17 protein-coding genes and 1 tRNA gene are annotated in these 16,409 nt (G+C 64.4%); 5 read left to right on the forward strand and 13 right to left on the reverse strand.

Annotated features, from left to right (window positions below; all coding sequences use genetic code 11):
• The 9 genes from ACP97_RS09215 to ACP97_RS09255 all read right to left on the reverse strand — a co-directional run bounded on the left by ACP97_RS09215 (position 1) and on the right by ACP97_RS09255 (position 8,956).
• Positions 1 to 1,143 (reverse strand): complex I subunit 1/NuoH family protein, encoded by a 1,143-nt coding sequence (locus ACP97_RS09215; protein ID WP_049997547.1) that lies wholly within the window; start codon positions 1,141 to 1,143, stop codon positions 1 to 3.
• Positions 1,140 to 2,816, reverse strand: coding sequence for an NADH-quinone oxidoreductase subunit D (locus ACP97_RS09220; protein WP_049997548.1), 1,677 nt, complete (start codon positions 2,814 to 2,816; stop codon positions 1,140 to 1,142). Before ACP97_RS09220 ends, ACP97_RS09215 begins: the two co-directional genes overlap by 4 nt.
• Positions 2,813 to 3,505 carry an NADH-quinone oxidoreductase subunit B gene (locus tag ACP97_RS09225; protein ID WP_049997549.1) on the reverse strand — a complete coding sequence of 231 codons (693 nt, stop codon included), beginning with the start codon at positions 3,503 to 3,505 and terminating at the stop codon, positions 2,813 to 2,815. The genes ACP97_RS09220 and ACP97_RS09225 overlap by 4 nt, the downstream gene beginning before the upstream one ends.
• Positions 3,502 to 3,903 carry an NADH-quinone oxidoreductase subunit A gene (locus tag ACP97_RS09230; protein WP_049997550.1) on the reverse strand — a complete coding sequence of 134 codons (402 nt, stop codon included), beginning with the start codon at positions 3,901 to 3,903 and terminating at the stop codon, positions 3,502 to 3,504. Before ACP97_RS09230 ends, ACP97_RS09225 begins: the two co-directional genes overlap by 4 nt.
• A 114-nt stretch (positions 3,904 to 4,017) precedes the next feature.
• On the reverse strand, positions 4,018 to 4,443 hold the full coding sequence (locus ACP97_RS09235; RefSeq protein WP_049997551.1) for a methylated-DNA--[protein]-cysteine S-methyltransferase: 426 nt from the start codon (positions 4,441 to 4,443) through the stop codon (positions 4,018 to 4,020).
• A 99-nt stretch (positions 4,444 to 4,542) separates the two neighbouring features.
• A complete protein-coding gene (gene purE / locus ACP97_RS09240; RefSeq protein WP_049997552.1) occupies positions 4,543 to 5,151 on the reverse strand; it encodes a 5-(carboxyamino)imidazole ribonucleotide mutase in 609 nt (202 codons plus the stop codon).
• Complete coding sequence (locus tag ACP97_RS09245; RefSeq protein WP_049997553.1) at positions 5,148 to 6,299, reverse strand: 5-(carboxyamino)imidazole ribonucleotide synthase; 1,152 nt, start codon at positions 6,297 to 6,299, stop codon at positions 5,148 to 5,150. The genes purE and ACP97_RS09245 overlap by 4 nt, the downstream gene beginning before the upstream one ends.
• Before the next feature lie 24 nt (positions 6,300 to 6,323).
• The gene (locus tag ACP97_RS09250) at positions 6,324 to 8,036 is read right to left on the reverse strand and encodes a flippase activity-associated protein Agl23 (RefSeq protein WP_049997554.1); all 1,713 of its coding nucleotides are present in this window, start codon (positions 8,034 to 8,036) and stop codon (positions 6,324 to 6,326) included.
• A gap of 74 nt (positions 8,037 to 8,110) precedes the next feature.
• Entirely contained in the window at positions 8,111 to 8,956 is an 846-nt protein-coding gene (locus ACP97_RS09255; protein WP_049997555.1) for an alpha/beta fold hydrolase, read from the reverse strand.
• Positions 8,957 to 9,120: 164 nt separating this feature from the next.
• Here ACP97_RS09255 and ACP97_RS09260 point away from each other — a divergent pair, with 164 nt between their 5' ends.
• The 3 genes from ACP97_RS09260 (at position 9,121) to ACP97_RS09270 (ending at position 11,336) form a co-directional block, all read left to right on the forward strand.
• Positions 9,121 to 9,708, forward strand: a complete 588-nt coding sequence (locus tag ACP97_RS09260) for a twin-arginine translocation signal domain-containing protein (RefSeq protein WP_154019986.1) — start codon at positions 9,121 to 9,123, stop codon at positions 9,706 to 9,708.
• Positions 9,709 to 9,786: 78 nt separating this feature from the next.
• Positions 9,787 to 10,191, forward strand: coding sequence for a 6,7-dimethyl-8-ribityllumazine synthase (gene ribH, locus ACP97_RS09265; protein WP_049997557.1), 405 nt, complete (start codon positions 9,787 to 9,789; stop codon positions 10,189 to 10,191).
• On the forward strand, positions 10,188 to 11,336 hold the full coding sequence (locus ACP97_RS09270) for a pyridoxal phosphate-dependent aminotransferase (protein ID WP_049997558.1): 1,149 nt from the start codon (positions 10,188 to 10,190) through the stop codon (positions 11,334 to 11,336). The genes ribH and ACP97_RS09270 overlap by 4 nt, the downstream gene beginning before the upstream one ends.
• On the opposite strand, the gene ACP97_RS09275 is transcribed toward ACP97_RS09270, so the two are convergent.
• The 4 genes from ACP97_RS09275 to ACP97_RS09290 form a co-directional block, all read right to left on the reverse strand.
• On the reverse strand, positions 11,333 to 12,616 hold the full coding sequence (locus ACP97_RS09275; RefSeq protein WP_079977602.1) for an MFS transporter: 1,284 nt from the start codon (positions 12,614 to 12,616) through the stop codon (positions 11,333 to 11,335). The genes ACP97_RS09270 and ACP97_RS09275 overlap by 4 nt on opposite strands.
• A gap of 118 nt (positions 12,617 to 12,734) precedes the next feature.
• A complete protein-coding gene (locus ACP97_RS09280; protein ID WP_049997560.1) occupies positions 12,735 to 14,027 on the reverse strand; it encodes an MFS transporter in 1,293 nt (430 codons plus the stop codon).
• 376 nt (positions 14,028 to 14,403) lie between these two features.
• Positions 14,404 to 15,222, reverse strand: coding sequence for an HD domain-containing protein (locus tag ACP97_RS09285; RefSeq protein WP_049997561.1), 819 nt, complete (start codon positions 15,220 to 15,222; stop codon positions 14,404 to 14,406).
• A gap of 39 nt (positions 15,223 to 15,261) precedes the next feature.
• A complete protein-coding gene (locus ACP97_RS09290) occupies positions 15,262 to 15,741 on the reverse strand; it encodes a redoxin domain-containing protein (RefSeq protein WP_049997562.1) in 480 nt (159 codons plus the stop codon).
• Between the two features lie 149 nt (positions 15,742 to 15,890).
• Here ACP97_RS09290 and tatA point away from each other — a divergent pair, with 149 nt between their 5' ends.
• Positions 15,891 to 16,217, forward strand: coding sequence for a twin-arginine translocase TatA/TatE family subunit (gene tatA / locus ACP97_RS09295; RefSeq protein ID WP_049997563.1), 327 nt, complete (start codon positions 15,891 to 15,893; stop codon positions 16,215 to 16,217).
• Positions 16,218 to 16,255: 38 nt separating this feature from the next.
• Positions 16,256 to 16,328 (forward strand) — tRNA-Arg (locus ACP97_RS09300).
• Positions 16,329 to 16,409 lie beyond the last annotated feature (81 nt).

Consider the following 16,409-nt stretch of genomic DNA (forward strand, 5'->3'; position numbering starts at 1 on the left):
TTAGGCGATCACGCCCACGAGGACCGCCGTGAGCACGAGGTTCGCGAAGCTCATCACGAGCAGGCCCTTCCAGCCGATTTCGATCATCTGGTCGATGCGAACGCGCGGTATCGCCGAACGCATCCACTGGGTGAACAGATACACCGCGAGGATCTTGATGAGCATCCAAACGATGCCCGGGAGGATGGGGCCCGCGGGACCACCCAAAAACAGGGTCGCAACGATTGCGCCCCCGAGGAAGATGTGGAGGAACTCGCCGAGATAAAGAAGCACGAAGTACGCGCCCGAGTACTCGGTCATGTAGCCCGCCACGAGTTCGCCCGGCGCTTCGGGCGTGTCGAAGGGGTTGCGCCCGACTTCGGCGAGGTTCGCCACCAAGAACAGCACAAATGCAAAGGGATTGACGAACGCGAACCACGAGGGGATTGAAACCCCCGCAATCGTCAACAGCGGCTGGCTCTGGGCGGCGACGACCTCGCTCAGTTGGAGGCTGCCGGTGAACAGCACCACCGACGCCGCTGTGATGACGAGCGGGATCTCGTAGGCGAGGTTCTGTGCGAGCGCGCGCAGCCCCCCGAGGAACGAGTACTTGTTGTTCGACGAATAGCCGGACATCAAGAGTCCGAGGGAAGCCAGCGAGGAGGCCGCGAAGACGAACACGAAGCCCGTCTCGGGGTCGGCCAATTGCAGGCCGCTCCCCAACGGAATTACCGCGAAACCCAAAAGCGCCGAGAACGGCAGCACCATCGGCGCGATGTCGAAGGCCGGGCGGTCGACGCTGTCGGGGATGATGACCTCCTTCGAGAGCAGTCGTACCGCGTCGGCAACGATGATCAGCAGGCCGAACGGGCCGACCCGGTTGACCGCGATACGGTCGGTGAACGCGGCCGTTATCTTCCGTTTGCCCCAGATGCCCCCGACGGCGGCCACCGTCAGGAAGATGACGGCGATGATCGTCGCGCCGACGACGCTGAACAGGAACTGCAAGCCCGGGTCGGGGTTCGGTCCTAACCCCAGCAGCTGGCTCAGGGTTTCGGGGAAGGTCCCGCTGCCACCAGCGCCCGCGGAGGCGTTCGTCGCGTTCGCCCCGCCGGTGCCGTTGGTCGCGTTACCCGCCTGAAAGAGTATGTCGGACGCGCTCATCTATCGACCTCACCGAGGACGATGTCGAGGCTCGCCAACGAGGCGATCAGGTCCGGGACGTACTCGCCGACGGACAGTTCGGGCAGCGTCTGGAGGTTCGAAAACGCCGGACTGCGGATCTTGAACCTGGCCGGCTTGTCGGTCCCATCGCTGCGGATGTAGATGCCGAGTTCGCCTTTCGCACCCTCGACGGCCCGGTAGATCTCGGCGTCCTCGTCCGGTCTGAGGGTGCGGGGAACGTTCGACTGGATCTCACGGTCGTCTTCGGGCCAGTCTTCGAGCAGATCCACACACTGGTCGATGATGCGCGCTGACTCCTCGACCTCGCGGAGCCGACAGAGCACGCGCGCGTAGTTGTCTCCCTCCTCGGCGGTCACGACGTCCCAGTCGAGTTCGGGGTAATACCCATAGGGATCGTCGCGCCGGAGGTCGTAGTCGACGCCCGAGGCGCGTGCCACGGGACCGGTCGCCCCGTACGACTTCGCGGTGTCGGCGTCGAGAACCCCGGTATCGACACACCGCAGCTGGAAGATTTCGTTCGAGGTCAGCAGGTCGTGGTACTCGTCCAGTTTGTGGGGCAGGCCGTCGAGGAAGTCTCGTGTCTTCTCGAAAAACTCCTCGCGCGGTTCGGGCAGGTCCCACGCCACGCCACCCAGTCGGAGGTAGTTGAACATCAGCCGCTGACCCGTCAGGTCCTCGAGAATGTTCTCGACGACTTCCCGGTCCCTGAAGGCGTACATGAACGTCGCGGTGAACTCGCCGTAGACGTCGAGCGCGAAGGTGCCGACCGCGAGCATGTGCGCCGCGATGCGACAGAGTTCGGCGCTCATCGTCCGAATCACCTGGGCGTAGTCGGGCACGTCGAGACCGGCGAGGTCCTCGGCGGTGCGGGCGTACGCCCACTCGTTCAGGATGCCCGCCGAGACGTAGTCCCAGCGATCGGGGTAGGGCATGATCTCGTGGCGATACTTGCCCTGCTGGGCCATCTGCTCCTCACAGCGGTGGAGGTAGCCGATGTCCGGTGCGACGTGGGCGACCTGCTCACCGTCGAGCACCGTCTCGATGTGAAGCACGCCGTGGGTCGCCGGGTGGTGCGGTCCGATGTTCAGATACATCGTGTCCGAACCGTCGTCGCGCTCGTCGTCTTCGAGCGGGTTGGCGTGCGATTCGAGCGTGACGAGTTGGGGTTTCTCCTGGTTGTAGTCCAGCCCCATCGGGTGGCCCTGCCACGTCTCGGGGAGGAGGATCCGGCGCATGTCGGGGTGGCCCTCGTACTGGATCCCCACGAGGTCGTAGGCTTCGCGCTCGTGCCAGTCGGCGGTCCGATAGACGGGTTCGGCGCTCTCGCTCACGGGATTGCCCTTCGCCGCCGGCACCACGACCGAGAGTTCCTGCGTGGGGTCGGCGTACTTCTTCAGGTGATAGATGCTCTCGAAGCGGTCCTCGTACTCCTGTGCGGTGACGTTCGAGCAGTGGTCGAAGCCCGCTTCGTCGCGCAGCGCGAACAGGACGTCCTGCACCTCGTCGGGTCGGATGACGAACGCCTCGCAGTTCAGGTGTGTCTCGCGGCTCACCACGCTGTCGCCGAGCAGGTCGGCGAGCGCGTCGTAGTCGAGACCATCGTCGGTGACGCCCACGGTTTCGGTCCTGTCGGCCGGTCGTTCCAGACTCATGGCGAATCGTTCCAGTTGTACCGCATGACGAGCGTGTCCTCGTCGATGTCGTTCGAGAGTTTGTCGACCAGTTCGTCGCGTTCGAGGTCTCCGAACCGTTCGAGTTCGTACGGTTTGACCGTCACGGGGGCGGACTCACCTTCGGCGATGCGCTCTTGGAGTTTGGCGACGCCGTAGATGAGTGCCTCGGGGCGGGGCGGACAGCCCGGCACGTGGATGTCGACGGGAATGACCTCCTCAGCGCCCTTGACGACGTTGTAGCCCTTCTGGAACGGTCCACCCGAAATGGTGCACGATCCCATCGAGACGACGAACTTGGGTTCGGGCATCTGGTCGTAGACGCGCTTCATCCGCGGGGCGAACTTCGAGACGATGGTTCCCGGCACGATGATGACGTCGGCCTGTCTGGGCGAGGCTCTCGGGACCCCGGAGCCGAAGCGGTCGAGGTCGTGTTTCACCGCGTAGGTGTGCATCATCTCGATGCTGCAACACGCGATGCCGAACTGGAGCATGAACATCGAGGAGCCACGCACCCAGTTCATGAAGGAGTCGAACTTCGTGAGGATGAAGGGTGACGATCCGAAGGCGTTCCTGAGTTTGGAGTTGAAGCGGCTGTCGGTGCCGCCGCCCATGCGGGCCTCCTGGGTGGTCTGTGCGTCCGCGTTCCGAAGTTGGTTGTCGCTGCTCATTGTCGTGTGGTACCGCTCGAACTCTGGCTGTGAATCCACTGCACTGCACCGTTACGCCACGCCCACGCGAGACCGATGACGAGTACACCGATGAACACCAGCATCGGCGCGAGCGCCGCCACCAGTCCCGCGCTCTGGACGGCGTCGCGGTAGATGACCGTCCACGGGAAGATCAGTACTGTTTCGATGTCGAAGACGAGGAACAACAGCGCGACCATGTAGTACTGGATGTTGAACCGAATGCGCGTGTTGCCCGTCGGGACCTCGCCCGACTCGTAGACGGCCGATTTTCCCTGCTCGGGGACGCTGGGTCGCAACAGGCTCGACACGACCAGCAACGAGAGCGGGACGGCGATGCCGACGAACGCCAGCGCCCCGACGGCGATCCATTGATTCATGTGATTGGTTGCTCGTGGAACGACTTTGGAGCGCACTCACATAAGGGTTGATTCTTTCCGCCCGGCGTGGCAGTCGGGCGGCGGTTTCGTCGAACCGAAGAACTGGCCCCATCCTCACATCGGCAATCTCGATTGCACCGATTTCGACCCCCGTTCTCGCGCTTCGAAGTCGAGGAGACGGCGCTTGGTCGCGACGCCGTTGGCTGCCGAGTAGCCTCCGAGACCGCCGTCGCTCCCGACGACGCGGTGACACGGAACGACCAGCGGGACGGGATTGTTCGCACACGCTTGCCCCACCGCGACGGGTGCTGTGTCGAGGCGGTCTGTGACCGCGCCGTAGGTGCGCGTTTCCCCGTACGGGACGTCCGACAGCGCGGCCATCACCGCGCCAGTCGTTCCTGTCGAGAGGGAGACTGTCAGGTCGAACTCCCGACGGTCGCCGCGCTCGTACTCGCGGACCTGCTCGCGGATGTTGGCCGGTGATTCGGCGATGACGGACTCGTCGATCTCGATTGTGCTTTCGAAAATAGCTACGTTCATGATGGGTCGCCGTTCGTGTGCTCCGACACGCCGGTAGAACGGATAACCCTTCGCCGCAAACCGAAACTGATCGACGGTGTACGACTGGGAACGGTCGTCTCAGTCCCCTCTCCGAAATCCTTCGATGCCCTGTTCGTGGAGGTCCCGCGAAACCCCCGCGACCTCCGTTTCGAGATTCTCGTGATAGTCGACCAACCGCTCGGCCAGTTCCTCGTGGTCGGTGGCGAGGGTCTGGACCGCCGACAGGCCGGCGTTGAACGACTTGCCTGCATCCACGGCGACGATGGGCGCACCGGTCGGCATCCCGATGACCGAATCGACCGACTTCTCCTGTACGGGGACGCCGATGACGGGTACGGGAAAGGCAATCGATGCGGTCATGTTCGGCAGGTCGGCAGACTTCCCGCCCGCTCCCGCGATGATGACTGAAATTCCGCGCTCGCGCGCGGTCTCGGCGTAGGCGTACATCAGATCGGGCGTGCGGTGAGCCGAAACCACGTATGATTCGAAGGAAAAGCGACTCTCAACCCCGTCGCCCGTATCCTCCGCGAATCCGAGTTCGGTGAGCGCCTCGTAGGCTCCCGACATGGTGTCGAGGTCCGAGTCCGATCCCATGACGATGCCCACGTCGGGCGTCTCCACGGGCGGGCTGTCCGTCGCTGCCTCGGCTCGTAGCTCGTCGATGAGGTCGTCGATGTCGGTGGTCATGGATCGAACGTCCAGTGTGTACGCAGTTCGCGGGCGTCGGCGAGCAGTTCGTCGGTGTCGGCGCGGTCGTCGGTGAGCGTGACGTGACCCATCTTCCGGAGCGGGCGCGCCTCGCGCTTGCCGTACCAGTGGAGGTTGGCCGCGGGCGTCGAAAGTATCCCTTCGATCCCGTCGAGCGCCGCCGGTGTCGGCTCTGAAACGTCGCCGAGGAGGTTCTTCGTCACCGTCCGCCCGCGCCGGTCGGTCGCGCCGAGCGGCCAGCCGAGCACCGCCCGGACGTGATTTTCGAACTGGGAGGTCCGCGCGCCCTCGATGGTCCAGTGGCCCGAATTGTGGGGCCGGGGTGCGATCTCGTTGACCGAGATTTCGCCATCCGTTTCAAATAGTTCGATGCCGAAGACGCCGCGGCCCTCCATCAGATCAAGCACCTCGCGGGCAACGGCTTTCGCGCGCTCGCGGATGTCCTCGGGGACGCGCGCCGGCACGACCGTCTCGCGCAGGATCTCCTCCTCGTGGACGTTCTCGCCGGGCGTGAACACCCGTTTTTCACTATCGCCGCGGACGCCGATGACCGAGAGTTCGCGCTCGAAGGGAACGAATTCCTCGACCATCGCTTTCCCCTCGACCTGCTCGAAGGCCGTCTCGACGCCGCCCGACGATTCGATGGGAACGTTCCCGCGACCGTCGTAGCCTCCTTCCCGTGCTTTGAGCATCGCCGGATAGCCGAGTTCTTGGAGCGCCTCGTGGAGTTCGGCGACGCTTCCGACTGGGCGGAACTCGGGCACCGGGATCCCGGCCTCCCGAAGGCGGCGCTTCTGGACGAGTTTGTCCTGAATCATCCGGAGAGTGTCGGGCGCGGGGTGGATGGGAATATCGTGGTTCTCGCCGGCGCGTTCGAGCGCGTCGGGATCGGCGAGTTCGATCTCGTAGGTGAGCACGTCCGCGCGCTCGGCAAGGGCGTCGATGGTATCGAAATCGTCGAATTCTCCCCGAACGGAGTCGCGCACGACCGGTGCGGCCGGCGGGTCCGGCGTCGGGTCACTCACGACGAGGTCGACGCCGAGCGGCGCGGCGGCCTCGCCGAGCATCCGTCCCAACTGGCCGCCGCCGACTACCCCCACGACCGGTCCGTCAGCGGTGAGTTGCATGCCGGCGGTTTTCGACTCGCGCGCTTAAGGATTGCTTTGCTCGGTCGCGTTCCGCGACAGCCGGCTCTCGTCGACGAAGAACGTCGTGTTGGTTTTGGCGGTGTCTTGCGTCCGCAGCACGTACGCCCGCTCGTCGTAGCCCTCCAGATTGGCTGCGAGGAACTCGCTATCGGTGCTCAGCCCGATGACGACAGGAGGATTGCTCTCGTTCAGTCGGTCTTCGAACGCCGACGGGTCCCGTGCACACGAGACGTTCATATCGTGTGCGTCCATGTACCACGGTAGCGGGAGGAGGTTGAACCACTCCGAGCATTTCGGCTCCCGACTCCCGGAGGTGTTCGAGACGAGAAAATCGCCGTAGAGTAGGACATCCGTGCCTCGATTCGTCGCGCTCACGGCGGCCATGTCCTCGATCGTGGGTCGAAGATCGTCGGCCGGTTGGGCGTACTGGACGAGTGCGTTCGACTCGGACTGGTCATCGAGATAGACGTTCTCCACCCCGATATAGCCCATTTGGCCGACGACCAGTAGGGCGATGACGAGCGCCGCGGCGACCGCCGGCCGGTGGTCGTGGGCGAGCGCCGTCGTTCCCCGTTCGTAGAGCACGGCAGCGCCGGTCGCCGCCGGCAGCATGAGCGGAACGACCGCGTGGACGGTCGCCCACGGGGCCATGATGTCGGTGATGATGGGATAGCCGAGGACGCTCACGAACCCCCAATAGAAGGCGAAGGCGACGAGGTCGCGGGGGTTCTCCGAGTAGCGGTCGACGAGGAAGCCGACCAGCGCGAGCACGAGAAGTGCGCCCGACCCGACGACGAGCGTCTCGACGAGGTCGCCGAGATAGGGCAGGTAGGCGTGGTCCTGGCTGTCGCCGCTCACCCACTGGGTGAAAAAGGCGTTCCACGAGCCGACCGTCGCCTCGCCGACCACCGCCGGCAGCAGCGTGGGGTCGGCGAGCAGTTTGTCGAACCCCGGCCCGCCATCCGCGCCCGTCCGCGGCGCGTAGAAGTACACCACGACGACGAGGAACTCGACGACCGCGAGCAGGACGTGAGGAATCCACGCGCGCAGGGCCGGCCCGAGGGTCTTGATGCGGTTGCGTGCCGCCGCTCGTGGGTCGAACCACAGCCCGCGCTCGACGAGCAGCCGGTGGTCGACCAACAAAACGAGTGCGCCGAGCCACGTCACGAGATAGACGAGGACGTTCTCCTTGGTGGTGAACGCGAGCGCGAGCGCGACGACGCCCAAATGGACGTACCGCGGCCGGTGGGTGTCAAGCGCGCGGATCAAAAACCCGAGCGCGAACAGCATGAACACCGCCAGCGGCAGGTCGCTGCGCATGAACCGCGAGTAGTAGAGCAGGATTGGGTCCACGGCGAGAAACAGGGCGAACGCGACCGTTTCGGCCCCCGAAAGCCGCTTGCGGAAGAGCAGCGCTGCGAGCGGTAGCGCCGCGCCGAGCAGCGCGACCACCAGCCGCATCGTGAAGTCGTTCGCCCCCACCAACTCGAAGACGAGGTGGTTCACCTGCTGGAGGAACGGGCCGTGGATGATGGGCTGGTACTCGAAGGTACCGGTGTCGGCATAGTTCAGCACCCAGTAGGCGACGCGCGCCTCGTCCCAGTGAGCGATGCGGTCGCCGAGGAAGGCGATTCGGGCAACGAATCCGAAGAAGGCGATGGCGACGACGGCGAGCGTGACGCGGCGGCCGCGAGCATTGCCGCCGGTCGATTCCATACCCGGTGAGGGTTGCGGCGCGGTTAGGAGGCTTTCCATTCGTCTTCGGCTGGCTTTGAGTCGCTCGTGTGGAGTCAGTCCGACTCGCAGGGGTTCGTGACGATGGAAAGGAACTCACGAATGATCTCGACGACGAACTCGGGGTTGTCGACGTGTGAGTTGTGGCCAGCGTTCGGTATCCGACGGACTTCGGCGACGGGAATCGCATCAGCCATGTATTCCGCGTGGGGAGCCGCGACCTCGCTCTCACGCTCGCCATACAGTAGAAGTGACGGAACAGTAATCTCGGAGTGGTCGACCGATTCGAACGGATACGACCGAAGCACGTCGTGTATTTTCCGCATCTCCTCGTCTTCCATGTCGGGAAAGTTCGCGACATGGTCGCCCTGAATCCGCTCGGCTTTTTCGAGAGTCCCGGTTTCGTCCGGGTCATCTCTCCACTCGTAGTACCGATACAGCGACTCCATAACACGGTCCGGATTGACGAGGGGAGACAACAGCTCCGCAAGTTTCGGAAACAGTCGGCGTTCGACCCATTCACCGCGCAGTATTTCCGGCGTTCTGGTTCCCAAGGTGCAGAGAGCGGCGATGGTTTCCGGCGATTCGGCCGCGTACATCTGTGCGACCATTCCACCCATCGAGAGGCCACAAAGCACCGGCCGGTCGAGGTCGAGAGCTTCGATAAGCGCACTAAGGTCGTCGGAAAACAGTCCTATCGTGTACGAGGCGCGCTCGGAACCACCAGTCCGGCCGTGACCTCGCATGTCGTAAGTGATGACTCGGTAGTCACTGGCGAGCGGTGTGGCCTGTTCAGCCCAGAGACGATGGTCGCTCGTCGCACCGTGGAGAAACACGATTGGCGGCCCCTCTCCGTACTCCTCATAGTACGTTCGAATCCCGTTCGTCCGAACGGTCGGCATGCCAATCGATGGCAGGCAATCAATTATTTTTCTTCCGGTTGTCCTCAGTAGTTGAAGACCGACGCTCAGACATGGGACATCTATCGTGCCATGTCATCACAGTACTGTCTATGTGTCTAGCGTGTAGATCTTAATCCATGCCCCGGATGGTGATGAGTGAAGCGATGAACCGACGAACATTCGTCAAGACGGCAGGTATCGGCGGGGCAGCCACACTGGTCGGCGTCGGACTGTTCGGCGACAGGGCGGCCGCGGCAAGCGACACGAGTTTCACGGCGACGAACCCGGAGATTTCGACCAGCGACGGCACCATCTCCTCGGTGTACATCGCGCCGACGGGGACCGTCGAGTGGCACAACTTCGACGAATCAGTCGAGCGGTTGCGCATCAGCTTCGATTCGAAGGTCGACGGCGGGCAGTTCGAGACCGTGGTCGACGAGACGCTCGCGCTCCCGAAGGGGGACGACACACGCGGGCAGTCGGGGAAGTTCGACTATCAGGACGTGACCGACCGCATCACGCTCTATTCGGGAGCAAAGGCAAATCGGTTCGAACAGGACGCCGACGGCGAGGAGAAATCGACGCCCGTCTCCGTCCGCGTGCGCATTACGCTCTTGAACGCCGCGGGCGAGAAGGCCGACCCGGCCGCGAAGGCGTCCCTCTCGGCGACGGCCACGTTCGAGATCGTCGTCGGGAACAAGGGCGCGAGCGCGACGGCATCGGGCGCGGCGAACCCGGGAATCGAGGCGTAACCGGCGCTGTTTGACGCCGATTTTGCGGCGGCGCTCCCGGAGCGGTAGGCCTTTGGCGCGCGCTCTGCATCCGAACGTATGCCCAGTATCGGATTGGTGGTCGCGCAGTTCTACGGTGAACTGGCGGCCGAAATGGAGCAGCACGCGCGCGAGGCCGCCGCCGAGCGCGGGGCCGAGATAGCCGAGATGATCCCGGTGCCCGGCGCGTACGACACGCCGCTGGCGGCCGACCGCCTCGCCCGAAAAGATGGTATCGACGCCGTGGCGGCCCTCGGCGCGATCGTTTCTGGGGACACCGACCACGACCAAGTCATCGCCGACGCAGCCGCACAGGGACTCACATCTGTGAGTCTCGACCGCGACAAACCCGTGGCCTTCGGCGTCCTCGGACCGGGAATGAGCGGCGCGGAGGCCCGCGAGCGCGTCGAGTACGGGGCGCGCGCCGTCGAGAGCGCGCTCGACCAACTGGAGGCGCTGGCATGAGCATGACCTTCGCCGGGCGCGTCGAGCGCGTCGAACCGAGCGCGACGCTCGCCATCAGCCAGGCAGCGGGCGAACTCGAAGCCGAGGGCGCGGACGTGGTCGATTTGAGCGTCGGCGAACCCGACTTCCCCACGCCCGAGAACATCGTCGAGGCGGGCAAGGACGCGATGGACGCCGGCCACACGGGCTACACTACCTCCAACGGCATCGTCGAACTCCGGAAGGCGATCGCCGCGAAGCTCGACGACGATGGACTCGATTACTCGGCGGATGAAATCATCGTCACGCCCGGTGCCAAACAGGCCCTGTTCGAGACGTTCCAGACGCTGATCGACGACGGCGACGAGGTCTGCCTGCTCGATCCTGCCTGGGTCTCCTACGAGGCGATGGCGAAACTCGCCGGCGGCTCGCTCTCGCGGGTGGACCTCGCGGCCCACGACTTCCAGCTCGAACCCGCACTCGACGACCTCGCCGAGAACGTCTCGGACGACACGGAACTCCTCGTGGTGAACTCGCCGTCGAACCCCACCGGTGCCGTCTATTCGGACGCGGCACTCGACGGCGTCCGCGATCTTGCGGTCGAGCACGACATCACTGTGATTTCCGACGAGATCTACAAGGAGATCACGTACGGCGTCGAGCCGCGGAGTTTGGGAACGCTCGACGGGATGGGCGAGCGAACGGTCACGATCAACGGCTTCTCGAAGGCCTACTCGATGACCGGCTGGCGGCTCGGCTATCTCGCCGCGCCCGAAGAGATGATCGACCAGAGCGGGAAGATCCAGTCGCACTCGGTCTCGTCGGCGACGAACTTCGTCCAGCACGCCGGTGTCGAGGCGCTCGAAAACACCTCTCGTGCCGTGGCCCAGATGACTGAGGCCTTCGAGGAGCGCCGCGACCTGCTGGTCGGGTTGCTGGGCGAGCACGATATCGACGTCTCGAAGCCGGAGGGGGCGTTCTACATGATGGTGCCCGTCGACGAAAACGACCAGCAGTGGTGTGAGGAAGCCATCGAGGAGGCCCACGTCGCGACGGTACCCGGAAGCGCGTTCGGCACGCCCGGCTACGCCCGGTTTTCCTACGCGAACAGCCAGGAACGGCTTCGGGAAGCGGTCGAGCGGCTCGCCGACGCGGACCTGTTCTAGTCCTGTCCAGCCGCCTGCGGGCCGCTTGCTGGTTTCGAACCGGTCGTGAGCGTCTCCTGGACCTGCGAGTAGACCAGTAGCGCACCGAGACCGGCGAGGACGGCCCCGAAGGCGAAGGGCACGACGTACCCGAAGCTCACGAGATAGCCCGCGATGAGCGGGCCGATGGCCGTCCCGAGCGTGAACGCCATCGTCAGTACCGAGAACGTCGTCCCGGAGTTGCTCGAATCGGCGAGATCGCCCGCGAGCGCGAAGCCGGGCGCGAAGGCCGTCGCGGCCGCCGCACCCTGGACGAGGCGTGTCGCGATCATCGCTAGCGGCGTCGTCACCAACCCCTGTGCGAGCGTCGCCGGGACGAGAACGGCCAGCCCGCCGACGATGAACGGCTTGCGCCCGTATTTGTCGCTCGCCCTGCCGATGGGCGTCTGTAAGAACACCTGTGCGACGATGAACACCGAGAACTCGATACCGAACAGCTGTGCGCCCTGTCCGAGGTGCTCGTTGATCCGGCCTTGGAGCGGTTCGAGCAGGGCGATACCGATCGCCACCGACAGCAGTGCCAGCCCGAGCGCGAACACGGGGTCGATCAGGCTGTCGTGGTCGTGGTCGAAGATGCTGACCCCGATGTCGCCTTTCGATGCGTCGGCGTTCTGTTCGTCGGGATGGGGGTCCTCGACGAGAGCCAACAGCAGTACGGCACCGACCAGCGCGCCGAGCGACGCGATGTAAAAGGCCGCCTCGAAGCCCGTCATGTCCAGCCCCAGCACGGTGTAGGGACCGCCGTTGACGACGACGCCGGCCAGAATCGGCCCGGCGGCGAAACCGACGAACCGAAAGGTGTTGAACAGCCCCATATCCCCGCCACGCGAGGCGTCGTCGGTGAACTCGTTCACCAGCGCGACCGTCGCGGGAATCGTGATCGCCACCCCGATACCCTGTAACCCGCGAATGACGATCATGGCAGCGTAACTGTCGGCCAGCGAGTAGACGAAGTTTGCGAACGTGAGGATCACCAGTCCGGCGATGATGAAGAGCCGCCGCTTGGCCGTTCGATCCGAGAGATAGCCCGCGATCGGCTGGAGGATGGTACTCAGGAAGCCAAAGGCCGACAGGATGATACCCGTGATCAGCGCGACGCTCAATCCGAACGTCTGTCCGGAGATGACGCCGCTGCTGATGTACAGCGGGAGGACGATTATCAGAAACGAGTTGCCGATGGAGTCGGCCATCCGGGCGAACGCCAGTGCGAATATCCGCCTGTCCGTGTCGAACAGGCTCACGGGTTCACGCTCACGTCACTCGCCACGTCGGCCATCACACTCGCTGTCTCCGGCGGTTCGATCATAACTGACTGTTCGGTTAGTCAGCCGGATAAACGTTCGGATGCGACCTTCGGAGTCAGTCGCTCGGTGCGGGACAGCCCGTGGGTGCCGGCTCGACGGTGTAGAGTACAACGAACACACCTGTGGAGAGCACGATGAATCCGGCGGCGGTGAAGAAGGCGGTGAACACCGAGGTGGCGTCCCAGAGTGCGCCGACGGTGAAGGGACCGACCACTTCACCGACCTTCCACGCGACCGAGCGCAGCGAGAGGCTCGCGGCGACGGCGTCGAACGCCTCGCCCTCCTCGACGAACAGCGCCATGCTCGCGGGCAGGCGGAGGCTGTCGGCGACGCCGATGACCGCGTAGGCCGCAAAGAGCACGAAGAAGGCCGGTGCGAGCGTCACCGATCGGCCGAAGGCTGCGAGCGAAACGCTGGGAAGCACCGCTCCGGCGCTCCCCGCAAAGGGAACCATCGCCGTCCCGAGCGCGTAGGTGAGCGCACCGGCAACGACGAACTGGTGTTTGTGGCCCACCCGGTCAGTGTAGCTGCCCACCACTCCCTGGAGGAGTGATTTCGTGAGTTTCCCACCCGCGAGGATGCCGCCGACCATCAGCGGGTTCATGCCGAACTCGGTGTGGGCGTAGATGGGCAGGAAGATGATGACCGCCATCTTGCCGAAGCCGAAACCTAGTCGAAAGACCACGAGCGCGCGGACCGCCGCGCGGTCGAGCAGCGTTCTGAGTGTCTCGATACCCGTGGCCTCCTCGGGGTCGGTCGCTCCCCCTGGATTGTCCCGGAGGAAGGCGAGCACGGCGAGCGTCGCCAGAATCGTCACCAGCGAGAGCACCGCGTAGGTAAGCGTGAAGCCGTAGACGAAGAGGAGAAAACCCCCGACGAGGTCGCCAGCGAGGCTCGAAAACGCCGTCACCTGATTGTAGGTACCGAGCCAGCGCCCCCTCTCAGTGCTGGGGCTGAGTTCGCCCACGACCGCCGAGCCGGTGATCCAGAGCACGCTCGCGCCGGCACCCTGCACGATGCGGACGAGGATGACGTCGGTGGCGCTACCGACGAGCGCGAACCCGACGAACGCGAGGACGTTGATTCCCAGTCCGGCGACGAGAAAGCGCTTGGCGTTGTGCGTATCGACGGCGCGACCGAGCGGCAGGACGATGAGCAACTGGACGAGTGCGAACGCCGTGCCGAACAGGCCCTCCATCGTCCCGGAGGTCCCGAAGACGTCGGCGTACAGCGCGAGCGCGATGAGGATGGTCGAGAACGCCTGCGAGCGGGCGAAAGCGGTACTGGCGAGGGCGACGAACTCGCGATTTCTGAAGAGGCTCAGCGAACCTCCGGCGGACTGCGACACTACCACGGAATCGCCGTCGAAGGTTCAAAAATCCATCCGTTCGACCCGTCTTCGGACGGTTTTCTCACGCGAATAAGACACATGGAAACTCGCTAACGAATAGGGATTCGTTGGTAATTGCGGCCCGCCGCCGCGGCCGGGCGGCCGCGGTGCGGTTTGCGGTTGCGGTGCGGTTCCTCGGTGGATGAAGGGCGAGCACCCATTAGGGTGCGAGGGCTTCTGCGGTGCGGTAGCATCAGTGTCCGCGCGAACGGAGTGAATGCGGTTCACCGCGAACGAGCGAAGCGAGTGAGCGGGAGTTTTTAGTCCAGGTTTTTGCGACGAGTGGTGGCCGACCGCAGGGAGGGCACCCGAGGAGTAAAAAAGTGGAGGTTGGTTAGAGCTCGACCCGTTCGACGAGGCGCTCGTTCGGCTCGCGGGTGGTGACGGCGACGATGCGCACGTCGTCTTCGAGACCGGAGTCGGTGATTTTCGCCTTGAGGAGGGAATCGACCTGATAGACGCCGGCGGCGTCGGTCATCTCGATTTCGACCACCACGGGGATGTCGTCGCCGGAGCGGAGGGTCACCTCGCGGATGGCCTGACTGGAGACGGTGTTGATGCCGCGGCCACCCTGCTCGTAGGGGCGGCGCGAGCGGCCGTGTTCCATGTCGAGGGCGTCCGAGATCCTGACGACGCCGGCTTCGAGCGTGAGCGGGTTCTCGGGGGTGTGGTGACAGAGGATCGCGTGGAGCACCTCGCCCTTGAGTCGGACGCGCTCTGCGACGTCGTACCAGCCGAAGTCGGGCAGGAGGCGGTCGAGCACGTCGGCGGCGAGCGGGATCGAGTAGTAGGGATGGTCCGTTCGGTGGACGACGTGGCCGATGTCGTGCAGCGTCGCGGCCAGCGCGATGATGACCGGTTCGTCGGCCTCGGCGAGTCCGTGGTCGGCCGCACCGTTGAACGTGACGCCACCGGCCTTGAGCAGATCGTAGAGACAGAGCGCGCGATTGCGAACGATCGAGACGTGTTTCGCGCCGTGGTCGTTGTAGCGCTTTCTGGTGACCGGATTCACGTTCTGGGCGTCGAGGTACGCCTGAATCTCGGGGTCCGATTCCACCGTTTCGAGCACTTCGTTGAGCCGCTCGTCGGGAAAGGCGTGCTCGGCGTTCGGGTCGTACACTCGGCCGTTACTCGCGTTGTCGGCATCGCTCATGGGGTGAGGTGGGTGGCCGTGGGGAAAACCGATTGGGTCTCAGGCCGCGTTGCGAGCGGCTTCCTCGATTTCGTCGTAGTCGGGTTCGACGCCGGGGTCCTCGGAGGTCCACGAGTAGGTGATGTCACCGTCGCCGTCGACGACGAACACCGCGCGCTGTGCCACCTCGTCGATGCCCAACTCCTCGAAGCCCATCGTCGCGCCGTAGGCATCGACGATGTCGTGGTTCGCGTCACTGATGAAGTCGAATTCGAGACTATTGTCCTCACGGAAGGCGTTGAGCGCGAACGGCGAGTCGACGCTGATGCCGTAGATTCGCGCGCCGGCGTCGTGGAAGTCCGCGAGACGCTCCTGGAAGGTGTTCATCTCACCGGTACAGACGCTCGAAAAGGCTCCCGGGAAGAAGGCCAGCACGAGCGGAGCCTCGTCGAGGCGCTCGGAGAGCGCGAACGTCTCGCCGAGGTCGCCGTTTGCGAGCGGTGCGGTGAAGTCGGGCGCTGAGTCGCCGTCTGAAACCATGTGCCCGTCGGTCGGTCCCGACCGATCAAGACGCTTGTGCTCGCCGTATCGCGGCCCGGTCAGTGAGCCGAGCACGTGCCTGCCCGTCCGAAACGGCCGTCTCGGTGAGCAAAAAGACTATAATGAACACATCGTAAGCTACAGTCACGATGACTGGACTATCGCTGCTGCAGATCCCGGGCATTCCCGGCGGGCCGGAGGTGTTGATCATCCTCGTGATCATCGTCCTCCTGTTCGGCGCGAACAAGATCCCACAGCTCGCGGGCGCACTCGGTCAGGCTCGCGGCGAGTTCGACAAGGGCCGTCAGGAAATCGAAGAGGAACTCGACGACATGCAAGAGAGCAACGTCGACGCCGAATCGGGCACGTCAAGCGAATCGACCACCACGACCGCCAGCGACTCACAGACCGGCGACGTCGAGTACGAGTCACCCGAAGTCGAGGAACGCAACACCGAAGTCGAGAGCAACCAGTAACACAACGGTTTTTCCGCCCCGCCTCGCTACTCTCGCCGGGGCGTGTGGCCTAGCGGACAGGGCGAGAGGTTCCTAACCTCTAGACCGCGGGTTCGAATCCCGTCACGCCCGAGTACCTTTTTACTTCGTCGGGTGCGCTCGTTTCACTCGCGCACCACTCCTCGCAAAAAGCTACGCTAAAAACTCCCGCTC

The sequence above is a fragment of the Halococcus sediminicola genome (assembly GCF_000755245.1).
Classification (GTDB): Archaea; Halobacteriota; Halobacteria; order Halobacteriales; family Halococcaceae; genus Halococcus; species Halococcus sediminicola.